This is a genomic window from Pseudomonas huaxiensis (assembly GCF_003231275.1).
GTDB classification, from domain to species: domain Bacteria; phylum Pseudomonadota; class Gammaproteobacteria; order Pseudomonadales; family Pseudomonadaceae; genus Aquipseudomonas; species Aquipseudomonas huaxiensis.
Genome location: NZ_QKVL01000012.1, coordinates 1 through 14,696, shown reverse-complemented (window position 1 = coordinate 14,696; position 14,696 = coordinate 1). Strand labels below are relative to the sequence as shown.

Genomic DNA, 14,696 nt, shown 5'->3' with positions numbered 1-14,696 from the left:
TGCGGCTTACCCCTTCGCTCATCCACCACGCCCGGCCGGTCTGCGCGTCCATCCGCAGACCTGGAGAACCTCATGAACCAATCCGTAGACCTGCCCTTGCCCATCGGCCATTACCAGACCCTGCCCGGCGGTCTGCGCCTGCACTACCTCGACCAGGGCGAAGGCCCCGTGGTGCTCTGGCTGCATGGCAGCGGCCCGGGTGCCAGCGGTCACAGCAACTTCAAGGGCAACGCCCCGGATTTCGTCGCCGCCGGCTATCGCAACATCCTGCTCGACCTGCCCGGTTTCGGCCGCTCCGACAAGCCCGATGACGTGCAGTACAACCTGGACTTCTTCGTTGAGTGCGTGGGGGCTTTCCTGCAGCAGATCGGCGTCACGCGCTGCACCCTGCTCGGCAACTCACTGGGCGGCGCCATCGCCCTGGGCCTGGCGCTGCGTCACCCGGAGCTGGTGGAAAAGCTGATTCTGTTGGCGCCAGGCGGCGTCGAAGAGCGCGAGACCTACTTCCAGATGCCGGGCATCCTGCGCATGGTCGGCCTGTTCAATGCCGGCCCGATCGGCATGGAAGAAATGCGCAGCATGATGAGCCTGCAACTGTTCGACCCGTCGATCCTGCCGGAAGACTTGCTGCAAGAACGAGTAGCAGTGGCAGTCACCCAACCGAAGAACCTGTTCAGCACCATGATGGTGCCGAACATGGAAAGCCGGCTGGGCGAGATCAAGTGTCCGATCCTCGGCTTCTGGGGCAGCAACGACAACTTCAACCCGGTCAGCGGCGCGCAGCGGATCATCGATGGCGCGGCCAAGGCGCGCTTTATCGTGCTGAACCAATGCGGGCACTGGGTGCAGGTCGAGCACCGGGCGTTGTTCAACCGCAGTTGCCTGGAATTCCTGCAGTTCGGTTGAACCAAGGCACCGCCCGGAGCAGGAAAACTGCTCCCGGGCGCACCTGTTTCCCCTTGGTTTCTGCGCGCCATCAGCTCACGACTACGGTAATCTCCCGCAGCAACGAACACAGGTACCCGCTTGCAGACAAAGGACATAGCCATGGATCGTCTGGCTCTACTCTCCCTCGCAACCCTGCTCACCTTCCTGAACGTCGATTACGCACTGGCCGTGGAAACCAGCGCGGGCACGTTTTCGGTATCGCAACGCTGCGAGGCTTTTCAATCGTTCAAGAACAGGACTAACCCTGGCAAAGTCGCCGTTGAACCGGGTCAGACCTACCAGATTGCCGAGGTCAACCGCGAGCAGTACCAGTGGGTCAGGATCAAGGTTGACACTGGAAAGAACGACCTGCGCTGGGTCTCTGCCGACTGCGGCCAGGTCGACGGGCTGGTGATGTCCGAAGCGGGATCACAGTCCTGCCGGATCCCCGACCAATACGACAGCTATGTGCTGGCGATGACCTGGCAGCCCGGCTTTTGCGAGCATGACCAGGGCGGTCCGGCAAAGCCGGAGTGCCAGGCCATGAAAGACGGCGCACTGACAGTCAACCACTTCACCTTGCACGGCCTGTGGCCGAACAAGCACGCATGCGGGATCGATTATGGCAAGTGCGACGGCGCCGACCTGGATTTGACCGCCGATACCGTGGATTACATCAAGCCATGGATGCCGAACTTTCACTACGGTACGCAGTTCGGCAACTACGAATGGAAGAAACATGGGGTGTGCCAGACGGCCATGACCGATGACACGTACTTCCGGTTCGCGGTGGACCTGCTGAAGTCCTTCAACGACTCCCAGGCCGGTGAATACATCCGCAGCAACGTCGGTGGCGAAGTGTCCAGGGAGCAGTTCTATTCGAAGCTGAGCGGTGAGTTTGGCAGCAAGGATGCACGCAATAACTTCCTGCTGATCTGCAGCGGCGACTATCTGGAAGAGATTCGGGTGTCGTTGCCGAAAGACTTCAAGGAGGAGCGGACCTTGAAAGGCGTGATCGGTCAAGCGTTCCTGCCCCGTCAGGCAACTGATCGGAGTGAATGCCGGGCAGACCGGATCCGTATCGAGGCGAGTGGCGCGGGAGCCTGACGTGCCGCAATCCTGGTCACCTTGTGAATGGGTATCTACACGTCTCACAGCCATACGCAAACCGTCTGTCACTTGCGATCCGGTGGGAGCGGATGAATCTCCCCCTGCGCCGCAGTTCGGCTCGCTCGCTGAAGGCAAGCGGGCCGATAGCGGCCGTTGATATTGAAATGTCAACGCAGACGTAAACGGCTTAGTGTTTTAAGATACTTCGCTGGTAAAGAGCTCCAGTTGCTCGCGAACTCAGTGCGCTTAGCGTCAGTCGAGTTTTCTTCAAAGGCTTCAGTATTATGCAGTATTCCAGTGACCATGTAAGTGATGGTATGGACATGGGACATACTGAACATTTCCCAGGCTTTTTTCACAATCGAACTGGTTATCGCTCCATACGTGCGGTGAGATTGACCCGCAATGATCGTACCATAGGGATTATTCATGGCCGTCTGCCAATATTTATATTCGTTTACGCTACGAATCGATGAGTTCAATCCAAGATTTCTGTTTCTGAGCAGCAACTTTACTTGCTTGCTAAAAGCCCTGGCAAGTTTCATACCGGACTGCCCAAGCTTAGCAAGCCATTTCACGCCCGTCCGAACCAGATCCTTCACGCCTCCAGCTACAGTGCTAAGAAATGATACCCACGCCCAGATGCTAGCCTCTTTTTCATTGCCTTTTCCTTTATGGACGGCAGACATTACCCCTGCGAAGCATGCGACGGCCGCCAGCGCAATCATCGCTGTTCCACCTGTTACCGCTGCAAGCAGTACCCCGATGCCTGACCAGATAAACGCGTCGATAACGACCTTGGCATTGCTCCGGTTTATTATCAATCCTGGCCCTTTATTCCAGTTACGTATAATCGTCCTGGGCAAATTAATAAAGTGCCCCGTTGGATCACTTGCCATCACCGGGTTACTGCCGCAGCAGTAGCCATAGGCTTGGGGTCCTCCTTGGTCAAATGGGCTCAGAGAGTCCTGGACATGGAACTGCTTGCTGTCAGGTGCATACCAGCGGTAACCCTGGCCCAGCGGTGACTGATCGTTATCGACGTCACGGTATTCGCCTTTGTAACCCAACAGCGAGTCCGGTTCGTCGGACGTATGTTCACCGAAGGGACCATACACATGATGCTCCATCTTTTTGGCCGTGGCGTCATAACTGACTCGCACCGTTCCGTCGAGATCACAGAGTTCGAACAGGGTCCGCTCCACACCCGACCGCTTGACGCGTTGCACAATGCACGCCCCACTGCCTGCCATCAGGTGCCGAGCCATATGCTTGTCTTTGGTGCTGTATTCACCCCGGACGTGCAGACCGTCATAGATCAATTGATGTTGTTCTGTCTTCGCATCGGTGCTGCGCAGCATCAACCGATCCATCGCATCGTACTCATACCTGACAGAGCCTGCTTTTATAAGTCGCCCCAGCCAGTCATACTTGTAAGTTTTGCCGTAATGATCCTTTATTACTCTACCGGCTTTATCGTATTCAAGTGCTGGCTTGTTGAGGCCTTTGACGGCAACCATCTCCAAACGACTACCTGTCAGGCTGTCATATTGATAGTCGATCGTATCAGTTGCTTTTGGCGACGGCGTCGAGCGTACGTCATCACAACTAATATGACCAACCAATACAACATTACCCAAACAATCATATTTTAAATCCGCATAGCCATTACGCCCCGCACGCGCCCACACCCCCGAGCAGAAATACCTATCAAGTTGCCCAATAAAATTATATATAAATTTCTGCCGCCCCTGCTCGTCTGGGCTGTCAATGCGCTCGGGATCGAGCTTCAAATCATCATATATCTCAAGTGCATTTGAAGTTAGGCGACTACTGGAATCATACTCTTTTTTCAAGAGCAACTGATGCTTACTGGGCAGTTTGAACCTGCGGGCAACCTCAAGACCCTGATCGTTGTAGGTATACTCCACCTCCACCTCGTTCTGAGCGTCATCGCCCACACTAATCAACTCTTTTTCCAGCCATCCTTGAGGGTTGTAGAAATGAGTAGTAGTCACGTCGCCACTGATTGTCTTGTCGCGTTGCCCGTAGGCGTTGTAGCTATAAATCGTTTCGTGGCCCAGTGCATCTTTCTCACTTAGCAAACGCCCCCCAGGTGAATAATGGCAGCGCGTTCTTTTTGCGGTGTCTCGCGCGCTTTTCTTGCTCAGCGCACATTGGGACGTGACCAGGCCGGTCAAGCCATGGCTCATTTCAATACGGCGCTGACCTTCTGTAGCTGTCGATTTTTCAGCGGTATAAGTTGCATACGTGAAGGTCTTTTTACCAGGACCATCCTGCTCACTTACTTCACTGATCAGACCGCCCAGTTCTGTGATGTACTTATAGTTCAGTGTCTTGCCATCCGCCGTATTTTTCGTTGCCGGTACGGGGCTCGCTCCGTTATATGTAAAAGTTTCGGTGCATACTCCACGCGTCAATGATGCTACCCGACCCCATGCGTCAAAGGTACGTTTACCTAAAGTCTTACGACTCTCCGGAGAAATTGATTTCCTGCTCTTCTTATCGAAAAACTCATCTTCTTCAGCGAGGAAATCACTGACCAAAGGATTAGGATCTCTGAGCGTATCAACACTGATTTCCAGTGCATCACTGATCAGCCAATCTTTGGAATAGGTGTAGTTATACACAGGCGACTCGCAATTCTCATCCAGATGTTCCTCTCTTACGACTCGACCTGCTGCGTCATAATCATAGGTAATGGCAACTTGATATTTATAGCCACGCACTGGCGGCTTGATACTTTCGATACCGAACGGATCTTGCTTTGCACTTTTTTTCTTGCCGCCATAATAGATGGCATCTTTATCCCCCTCGCACTTCTTGATCGTTTTCAACTGGCGGGCAGGCGTATACTCCATGACATGCATCCGGAAAACTTCTGCCTGCGCATCTGTCCATTCAATTTTCTCGGCCTGACCATCTTTAGCGTAATACGTTGTCTGGCGCTGCTTGTCATTCTTCGCGCCTGCCCACTCGGTCCGCGTCCGGCTCACGGGATCGTAGTAATCGAACTGCCCCTGGCCATTGAAGAACACCTGGCCGCATACTGAATTCCAGTCGTCATATTGACTGTCGCTACGCTCTGCGATCGATGTGCCATCGGCCAGATAATCATATTGGATTGTGCATGCCTTGCGCCCCATTTCGTCATATTCGATTTTGAGCATTTGCTGCCACTCTTCCGTGGCAGACGCCCTGATAAATTCACTCAGAAGATTATCCTGGCCATCATCTTCAGTGGCTTTTTGTCGACCCTCAGGGTCGGTGATCTCCAGCCGCCCTGCAAAAGGATAGGCATAGTGGGTCGTTTGTTTATACGTTTCACTTTGAGCACACAAGGTTCGCTCGATCAATCGATGAAACTTGTCATACACGTAGTCGGCCCGGTTGCCATCTTGATCAAGCTGGCTGAAAAGCCGGCCACTCAGAATACAACGGGTTTCACGCTCGACGCGGGTATTACCAACATCGTCTTTCCACGTCGTCGTCGTCGTGAGAGACGTATCTTCAAGGGTGTATTCAAAACACTGCTCCAGGCCACTGACAACAAACTTGTTATCGTCGTCAATGTAGCCTTGCACAATGGACGACTGACGCCCTTTCCGGAAATCGTCATCCCTGTAATAACGAATCAATTTTACCGTGCGCGCCGCGTCTTTCATCGAGGAGGCGCAGTTCAGCGCCTGGACAACACAATGCACCTTCGCTTCGGTCATGCCAGGGATACTCACATAGGAATACGCCCTGACCAGATGAGCCTGCTCAACATGTTTCGACGATTCCCCATCGCCCATGAACCCCGCTGAGCCGGCGAGTTCCATCAGTAGATATTTTGAAGAAAAATCCGGATCCTTTGGTTTGTTCTTCAGAAAATCAGTAGCTTTATGGCCTTCCTCTTTAAGGTTGTCATTACTGAACGCATCAAACACCGTATCTAGCGTGTCCTTGTTACCGAACAAACTGTTCAGACCGCATTTGAGATGCGCAGTGACGCTGGCCGAGTCATCGCCATCATAGATATAGTGCGTATGCAGCCCCGCTTTTTCACTGTCACTGATAACGCCAAAACGGCTGATTTGATTGACTACTTTTTCTTCGAATTCCTGTTCTTTTTTCTTATATGTAGTAGCGACAGTGAGCGTGCTCCGCTCCGTACCGTCCACAGCCCTCAGTATGTCTCGTTTAGTGACCTTGCATTCGCCTTGCTCTTCTACCTGCTCAAGCAACTCAAATTTTTTGTCGTATTTAAAATGCGTCTTCCGCTCAGTGCCGTCCGCTTTCTCGATCAGGGTGGTCCTATAGCCATCGGGTATGTCGCTGTAGGAGTACACCCTCTCCGATACGTTGCCGCCACGCGGTGTCAATCGATGTCTGGTCACCACAGGAAGTGCCGCGAGTTTTGCATCGTCGAACTTGAGTGCCACCTTTTCGTAAACGACAGTCTCTTTGACACCTTCGGCGGTCTCGAGAGACGACAATAACCAACCACAGGTGTCGTGGTCGTCGTAGCCGAAGGTACTGAGCGTGCCTTCAGGCCTTTCAACGGAGCGCAACGCATAATCTTCGAGTGTCAGGCGGAAAGTAAGTGGCGCCTCGTCATCCGGCCAGAACGTTATCGCCACTGATGCCGACGGCTCGCTGTAATCAACGTTTACCAACCTACGGTCCTTGTCGCTGATCTTCGCCAACCGCACCTGGTGATGTTTCTTCTTTTCCAGGGTGTGCTCTGTTGCTGTCCACTCCAGGTACAACTCATTGGCGCCATCGGTAGTCAAGGTGTGCGGCACATAGATCTTGCTGCTGCCAACTTTCTTGAGGGTCTCCAACCGCCCGGCACGGCTTTTAATCTTGAGTATCGAATCGTCACTTTCCCATCGGGCAATGAACTGGGGAGAATCCAATTTCTGCCCTTTGGATATTTCCAATACCTCTCCCGAATGCAGTGTTAAATGCTTGGTTGTTTCGTGCCAGGTGGTGAAACCGAATGACCAACCGTCGCCCAACGCAGCAAAATTATTGACGACAGGCGTATAGAACAGGCTCATGTCCACTTCCGGGCCATTGCCCGAATTACCGACGATGGTGGGCAAAGGAACGCAGACCTCGAATAACCCCGTACGCGGATCGACCACATTACGCTTCTGTGTCGACGCATTGAAAATTGCGTGATTCTGGGAGTCACAGGGGTCAATGCCCATTACGTTGTGAGCCATGAGAGATCTCCTCAAATTGAAGACGTTCCACCCGGTTATCTGGATGGCAGTGACCTGATCATGGACAACAACCCAATCGGCAACACCTGACAAAAATGTCAGTTCGCAAGGCTCAATAGCAATAAAAAGAGCGTTATTAATAGCAACGGGTACTTACACCATCGCTGGCAACCACAGCACAACCCTGTGTGCCAGCAATGACGACGCCTCACCCCGCTGCGGGAATCCGATTCAAATCGGCATCTCCCGCCTGACCAAGCACGCACGAAGTGCCGCCCGGCGTATACATCATCGCCACGCAGCGATTGCACGCCGTACACATGTTGCTGCGCCCTTCACCGTTGGCCAGCTTGTTCACATACCCCGGCTCGGCGATCAGCGCCCGGCCCATGGCAACCAGGTCGAAGCCTTCGCTCATCAGTTGCTCAATGCCGCCCAGGCTCTTGGCGCCGCCCAGGTAGGCCAGCGGCATTTTCACCGCAGCGCGAACCTTGCGTGCGTGGTCCAGCAGGTACAGCTCGCGGAATTCCACCACCGGGTCGGTCATGCGCTGGATGGCCATGGCCAGGGCGATCACCGGGTTCTTCTGTTGCACGCGGTTTTCCTTGGGGAAGGACGAACCGAACATGGTGGTGATGGATTCGGCGTTCATCCCGGCGCTGAGCACCAACAGGTGCGCGCCCTCTTCTTCCAGCATGCGCGCGATGCGGGCGCCGTCTTCGGCACTGTTACCGGCACGCACGCCTTCGGTGATGCTGTATTTGCAGATGACCGCCATTTCCTGGCCCACCGCGTCGAGCACCGCCCGCAGTACCCGGCGCGGGAAACGCAGGCGGTTCTCCAGGCTGCCGCCGTATTGATCGCGGCGCTTGTTGTACAACGGCGAAATGAACTGGCTAAGCAGGTAGCCGTGGCCCATATGGATTTCCACCGCATCGAAGCCGGCCTCGCGGGCCAATCGCGCGCCTTTGGCAAAGTCCTCAACCACTTGCTGCATGTCGCGCTCGTTCATGGCCTGCTTGAGGAACATGCCGCTCATCATGCCGATCTTGTTGAAGCCGCCGCTGGCCGACAGCGGCCGTTTGGTCGAGCGTTCGCGGATGAAGGTGAAGCAACCACCGTGGGTAATCTGTGCGCTGGCCTGGCCGCCCTTGGCATGCACGGCGTCGGTCAGGGCCTTGAAGTGCGGCAGGCTGGCGGGTTCGAGGATCAACTGGTTGGGCAAGGTGCGGCCATCCTTGCTGACCGCGCAATAGGCGACCGTGGTCAGGGCCACGCCGCCGCCGGCGAGGTTGCCGTGCAACGCCGCCAGTTGCCGGGACGGGACGCCATTGGCACTCATGCCTTCGTTGGTAGCGGCCTTGATAAAGCGGTTTTTCAGGGTCAGCGGGCCGATGGTGACCGGGCTGAACGGTGATGGAGCGGAACGGGTTTGCATGACAGGCCTCGACGTTTGGACGAACAAAGCCGGCCACGCCGCCAGGGCGTGGCCGATTGCCTCAGAAGGTGTATTTGGCGTTGAACGACAGGTAATCGCGGTCGGCCATCAGGCGGCCTTGGGCGATATCCGGCGAACTGAGGTAGGCCACGTAGGTCAGGCCGACCTGGAAGTTGCCCAGGTACTTGAAGTCGCCGCCCACGGTCAGTCGCTTCTCGTCGCGGCCCAGGCCCTGGTAGGCGCTGCCGTCGACGTTCTGCGTCCACACCACTTTGGTGGTCAGGTCCAGGCCGTTGGCGATGGACGGGTAGTCCATGTAGGCGCCGATCCCCAGCAGGGTCGAGCCGCGGGTCTGGGTTGCCGATTCGAAGTTGTCGTACACGCCGTCGACGCCCGGCCCACCGCCGGTGACGGTCAGCTTGTCGACGCCCTGAATGCGCTGGTGCACCACTTCCCCCATGAAGGTGGTCTGCTGGGCGATGAAGCTCGGGCCGAGGATGTACGAGGCATTGAGGTTGCCCTGCCAGATCTGCCCGGTGGTCGGCGCGCCGTTGTCCAGATACACCGAGGCGCCGTCGCGGTAGCTGAGGTCGCCGGCGTACTGCACCGAGTCGCCGACCTTCGAGCTGAAGCTGATGCCGGTCAGCTCGACGTCCTCGAAATAACCCAGGCGATAGGCCGGCGCCGATTCCACGCCGCTGTGCCGTGCCAGGCGCTTGAGCGAGGAGTACTCGGTGGCGCCGCTGAAGTCGAAGAACATCGAGCCGATCCGCTCGTGGTAGCGGTAGTGGAACAGCCCGACTTCGGTGTTCTCGGTGATCCGGTAGCGCACGCCCAGGCCCCACTGGCCGCTGTCACGCGGCTTGAGCTCGCCGGCGTAATTGACCCCGGTGAACGTCTGGTCCGGCAGGTTGGCGATCACCCCGGGGGCGAGGCGGAAGAACTCGGCGCCAGGGCCGAAGGTGTCGCTGCCGAAATAGTCGCCCACCGGATTGAGCTGGGTCTTTTCCCACTCGTACTGGTAGAAGCCCACCAGCGCCAGGTCTTCATTGAGCGACCAGGACGCCGAAACCTGGCCCACCGGCAGGTAGGAATCCTTGGCCTCGGTGCCCGGCACGTTGAACTTGGTGGCATCGACCGGCGCCTGGCCCTGGCTGATGTTGGCCCAGAACAGGCTCTCGCCCCAGGCCACCAGATGGCGGCCGGCTTTGACCGACAGGTACTGGGTGTCGCCGATGTCGAAGTTGCCATAGACGTAGGCATCCAGCAGCCGCGCCTTGCTGCCGCTGAGGCGGCGGGTGTCGTCGTTGAAACCGTCGGCGCGACCGATCTTGTTCACCGTGCCGGGGGAGTCGTTGTCGTTGCGATTGTGGTAGACGTCGTCGTAGAAGTGGCTGCCGCGCAGCACCGCGCCAAGATTGTCATGCTTGAGCATCAGCTCGCCGAACAGGCTGACGCGGTTGTTGATCAGCGCGCCGCGCTTGAAGTTGCGCGTGCCGTCATCGTTATTGAGGTCGTTGAGGTACTCATGGGCCGCCTTGCCGGTGCGCATCGAGGCGGTGTAGTTGACCGTCAGCGAGGTGTCGAGGGTGGTGTTGTCCCCCAATTCGAAGCTCGGGCCGGCGCTGGCCGCGCCACTGGCCAGGCCGACCGCCAGTGCCAGCAGGCTGCGACGGCGCAAATCACGGGGGGCGATCAGGTTGTGCGAAGACATGCTCCTCTCCTTTCTTGTTGTTTTAGGCATACAAACCCTGGGCTTGCCGGCGCAGCCTGAAACAGGGCCGGCGCCGGCACATCGTCCGTTTGGTAAAAATCAGCCGTTGCCCACCAGCGCGCGCAGTTCGTTCTTCGCCACCTTGGCCGAGGCGTTGAGTGGCAGCGCCGGGAACAGCCGCACACTGCGCGGCACCTTGTAGTTGGCCATGCGCTCGCGGCTCCAGGCGATCAACTCGCCCTCCTCCAGGTGCCGGCCTTCGCGCAGCACCACACAGGCGCAGCCGACCTCACCCATGCGCGCATCGGGAATGCCGATGACCGCGACCTGGGCGATGGCAGGGTGAGCGATCAGCGCCGCTTCGATTTCCGCCGGATAGCAGTTGAAGCCACCGACGATGTACATGTCCTTGAGGCGGTCGGTAATCACCAGGTTGCCCCGGGAATCGAGCCGGCCGACGTCTCCCGTGTGCAACCAACCCTCGGCATCGATCGCCTCGCGGGTGGCCTCGGGGTTCTCGAAATAGCCCTGCATCACGTGGAAACCGCGCAGGCAGATCTCTCCGGTGTCGCCTTGGGGTAGCGCCTGGTTCTGCGGGTCGCGGATGCTCACTTCGGTACCGGACAACGGTCGGCCACTGGTGCCAGCGATGGTTTCGGCGCTGTCCCCGGGGTCGCACAGGGTCGCCAGCCCACCGCATTCGGTCAGGCCGTAGGCGGTGGTCACCACGCTGAAGCCCAGCTCGTTGCGCATCCGTTCGATCAGACTCGGCGGAATGCTCGCCGAGCCGGTCACGGCGATGCGCAGGCTCGACAGATCAGTCTCGGCCAGGCGCGGGTGAGCCAGCAGCGACAGGTACAGGGTCGGCGCGCCGGGCAGCACGCTGATGCGCTCGTTGGCGATGCGCTGGAACACCGCATCGGCGTCGAACACCGCATGGGGCAGGATGGTTGCCCCGGCTATCAGGCATGTCAGCCAGCCGGCTTTGTAGCCGAAGGCGTGGAAGAACGGATTGACGATGAGGTAGCGATCCCCCGGCACCAGACCAAGGACCTGCACATATTCGCCGAACGCCCGCAGGTTCTGACCGTGGGCACTCATCACGCCCTTGGGCTTGCCGGTGGTGCCGGAGGTGAACAGCAGGTCGCACATGGCTTGCGGCCCGATCGACAGGGCGCGGCGTTCGGCGGTGAGTTTTTCGATGGTCAGGGCGCCAGTCAGGAACTGGCTGAAACCAAGGTCACGAGCGTCTGTGGCGCGCTCGGCATCGAAGATGACCTGATGCTCCAGGCTGGCCGGACGATGGGGCGCCAGCAACGCGGTGTAATCGACGTCGAGAAACTGCCGTTGCACGAACAGCACACGGCAGCCGCTGCGTTCGAGAATGTCGGCGGCCTCGACGCCCTTCATGCGGGTATTGACCGGCACCAGCACCGCGCCGGCGCAATGAATGCCCAGCGCCGCGAGGATCCACTGGCGGCTGTTCGGCGCCCACAGACCGATGCGGTCGCCGGCCTGGATGCCCAGAGCCATCAAGCCACGGGTGATGGTCAGGACCTTCTCGGGCAGGTCGGCATAGTCCAGGCACTGACCGTCTTCTTCGATGGCGCTGTGCCCGGTGAAGCGGCGCGCACTGTCGAACAGCATCCGGGCGATGCTGGTGGGCGCCGCCAGCGCGGGCGCGGGGCAATTCTGGCTCGGGTTCATCATCGACTCGCTCATCATCATTCGGGGAAGCGGATACGCAATTGCGCGGTGGTGGGCACGGCCTGGCAGGCTAGAATCCAGCCTTCGGCCAGCTCGTCCTGGTCCAGCGCATCGTTGTGCAGCAGGTCGACCGCGCCGCTTTCCAGGGTGCACATGCACGAGGCGCAACCGCCGACGCGGCAGGCGCTGGGCGGGTTGAGGCCGGCACGCTGCATGGCGTCGAGCACGGTTTCGCCGCTGCCGCAGGGCACGGTGTAGTCCTCGCCATCGAGGCGCACCGCCACTTGCGCGGCCACTGCCGCCTCGCTCACCACCACGGGCAACGCTTCGCCCTCGCCAGGCAGCGAGACAAAGCGCTCGACATGTACCCGGCCATTGGGCATGCCGAGGCTTTTCAGCGCGGCGACTGCGGCATCCATAAAGGGCGCCGGGCCGCAGATAAAGGCTTGGGCATCGATAAACGGACGGGCCAGCTCGGCCAGTTGCGCCGTGGCCGGCACGCCCTGTATCGAGTCCAGCCAATGGACGATTTGCAGGCGTTGCGGATGGGCGTTGGCGAGGAAGCGCAGCTCATCGCGGAAGATCACCGACTGCTCGTCGCGGTTGGCGTAGATCAGCAGGATCCTGCCAGTGCCGGCGAGCAAGGCCGAACGCAGGATCGACAGCACCGGCGTCACCCCGCTGCCACCGCCGAACAGCAGCAGGTCGGTATCCAGCGAGCGCGGCACGAACACCCCGGCCGGGGGCAACACGTCCAGGGTCTGGCCTTCCTGCAGTTCCTCGCACAGCCAGTTGGAAGCGCGGCCCTCGCGCACGCGCTTGACCGTCACCCGCAGCGGCTCGTCCAGCAACGGCGTGCTCGACAGCGAATAGCAGCGCGGTAGCCAGCCGCCTTCGAACGGCACCCGCAGGGTCAGAAACTGCCCCGGTTGATAACGAAAACGCTCGGCCAGGTGCTCGGGGATATCGAACACCAGCGAGCGGGCGTCGACCGTTTCCTCGATCACCCGCGCCACGCGCAAGGTCAGATAGTCATTCATGGTTCAGGTACTCCGTGCGACCTGCCTGTGCGGCACAGGCAGGCGGGCGCGCGATGGGAGGGAGCCTCAGACGAACGGGTCCGGGTTGGGCAGACCCAGTTGCACCGCGCCGAAGCTGCGCCCGTAGGCCATGAAGTTGTTGGCGATGTGGCCGCGGGCCTGGTGCAGGTCACGGAACAGCCGCGCCACCGGGTTGCTGTTGTACAGCCCGGACGCCGCCATGCTGCGCAGCAAGTCGTTGGCCCGGTCGGCGCAGACGTTGGTCACGTAGGACGACTGATAGCGGTACAGCAAGCGGGTTTCGGTGTCCGGGTACTCACCGGCGCAGGCCAGGCTCATCAGGTGGTCGTAGTTGCGTTCCAGCACCAGCTTGAGCGCGTCGACGGTGATGACCGCCTCGGCCACCGCGATTTGCGCTACCGGATCGTCCGCAGTGCGCGCACCGTGCTTGCCGGTGTGTGCGGCGGCGTTGGCACGGAACTCGTTGATCGCGCCTTGCAGCGCACCGATGGCCGAGGTCGACACGGCGCGGGAGAACACCTGGGCGAAGGGAATGGCGTAGATCGGGTTGGTGTTGACCAGCCGGCCCGGCGTGGCCTCGATACGCCAGTTGTTGGTGCGCTGCACGCGGTGCGCGGGGACGAACACGTCTTCGACGACGATGTCGTGGCTGCCAGTGCCGCGCAGGCCCAGCACGTCCCAGTTGCGTTCGATCAGGTAGTCCTCACGCGGCAGCAGGAAGGTGCCGTGCTCGCTGGCGAAATCGCCGTCGGCGGGGAGAATGCCGCCGAGGAATACCCACTGGCAGTGCTCGCTGCCGCTGGAGAAGCCCCAACGCCCGCTGATGCGGTAGCCGCCCTCCACCGCCGTGACCTTGGCGGCCGGCATGTAGGTGGAAGAGATCAACGCGCCGTGGTCATTGGCCCAGACCTCGCGCTGCGCCTCGACCGGGTAGCGCGCCAGTTGCCAGGGGTGTACGCCCATCACGCCATAGATCCAGGCGGTGGACATGCAGCCTTCGGCGAGGATCATCTGGATTTCGAAAAAGGTCCGCGGGTCGACTTCATAGCCCCCGAACGCACGGGGTTGCAGCGCCCGCAACAGACCTGCGGCTTGCAGCTCGATGATGCTCTCGTCCGGCACCCGCAGATCGCGCTCGGCTTGCGCGGCGCGCTCCTTGAGCAACGGCACCAGGCGTCGTGCCCGCTCGATCAGCTCGATTTCTTCTTCATTCTTGTCACGCATGCTGTACATCGCTCGACTCTCCCGATCTGGTTGCGCCCTTGCGCAAGCTGATGGGGATGATCGGATTCGCGGGCGGGGTCGTTCATCGTCAAAGCGGACTAGGGCTTTTTGGTATCGAGCGCATGTCGACGGATTTCAGTGCTCTTGAGATCGAGCGCCGCCTGCGCGGCGCATCGCGAGCAAGCTCGCTCCTACCCCAACCCCAACCCCAACTCCTACCCCTATCTGTAGGAGCGAGCTTGCTCGCGATGGCCCCACAACCACACCGCATCCCAATG

Annotated in this window: 8 protein-coding genes; 2 read left to right on the top strand and 6 right to left on the bottom strand. The window is 59.2% G+C overall.

What is annotated here, in order from left to right; genetic code table 11:
* Nucleotides 1–72 precede the first annotated feature (72 nt).
* Both DM374_RS14960 and DM374_RS14955 read left to right on the top strand, forming a co-directional pair.
* Nucleotides 73–906, top strand: coding sequence for an alpha/beta fold hydrolase (locus tag DM374_RS14960; RefSeq protein WP_110970551.1), 834 nt, complete (start codon nucleotides 73–75; stop codon nucleotides 904–906).
* Between the two features lie 141 nt (nucleotides 907–1,047).
* A complete protein-coding gene (locus DM374_RS14955; protein ID WP_110970550.1) occupies nucleotides 1,048–2,034 on the top strand; it encodes a ribonuclease T2 family protein in 987 nt (328 codons plus the stop codon).
* Between the two features lie 170 nt (nucleotides 2,035–2,204).
* Here the strand turns inward: DM374_RS14955 and DM374_RS14950 are convergent, their stop codons facing one another.
* The 6 genes from DM374_RS14950 to DM374_RS14925 form a co-directional block, all read right to left on the bottom strand.
* On the bottom strand, nucleotides 2,205–7,274 hold the full coding sequence (locus DM374_RS14950) for an RHS repeat domain-containing protein (protein WP_110970549.1): 5,070 nt from the start codon (nucleotides 7,272–7,274) through the stop codon (nucleotides 2,205–2,207).
* Nucleotides 7,275–7,482: 208 nt separating this feature from the next.
* Complete coding sequence (locus DM374_RS14945) at nucleotides 7,483–8,712, bottom strand: NADH:flavin oxidoreductase (protein WP_110970548.1); 1,230 nt, start codon at nucleotides 8,710–8,712, stop codon at nucleotides 7,483–7,485.
* Nucleotides 8,713–8,773: 61 nt separating this feature from the next.
* Nucleotides 8,774–10,426, bottom strand: a complete 1,653-nt coding sequence (locus tag DM374_RS14940) for a DUF1302 domain-containing protein (protein WP_110970547.1) — start codon at nucleotides 10,424–10,426, stop codon at nucleotides 8,774–8,776.
* Between the two features lie 99 nt (nucleotides 10,427–10,525).
* Nucleotides 10,526–12,133, bottom strand: a complete 1,608-nt coding sequence (locus tag DM374_RS14935; protein WP_110970659.1) for a FadD3 family acyl-CoA ligase — start codon at nucleotides 12,131–12,133, stop codon at nucleotides 10,526–10,528.
* Nucleotides 12,134–12,150: 17 nt separating this feature from the next.
* Complete coding sequence (locus DM374_RS14930; protein ID WP_110970546.1) at nucleotides 12,151–13,173, bottom strand: ferredoxin--NADP reductase; 1,023 nt, start codon at nucleotides 13,171–13,173, stop codon at nucleotides 12,151–12,153.
* A gap of 66 nt (nucleotides 13,174–13,239) precedes the next feature.
* Entirely contained in the window at nucleotides 13,240–14,427 is a 1,188-nt protein-coding gene (locus tag DM374_RS14925; protein ID WP_110970545.1) for an acyl-CoA dehydrogenase family protein, read from the bottom strand.
* Nucleotides 14,428–14,696 lie beyond the last annotated feature (269 nt).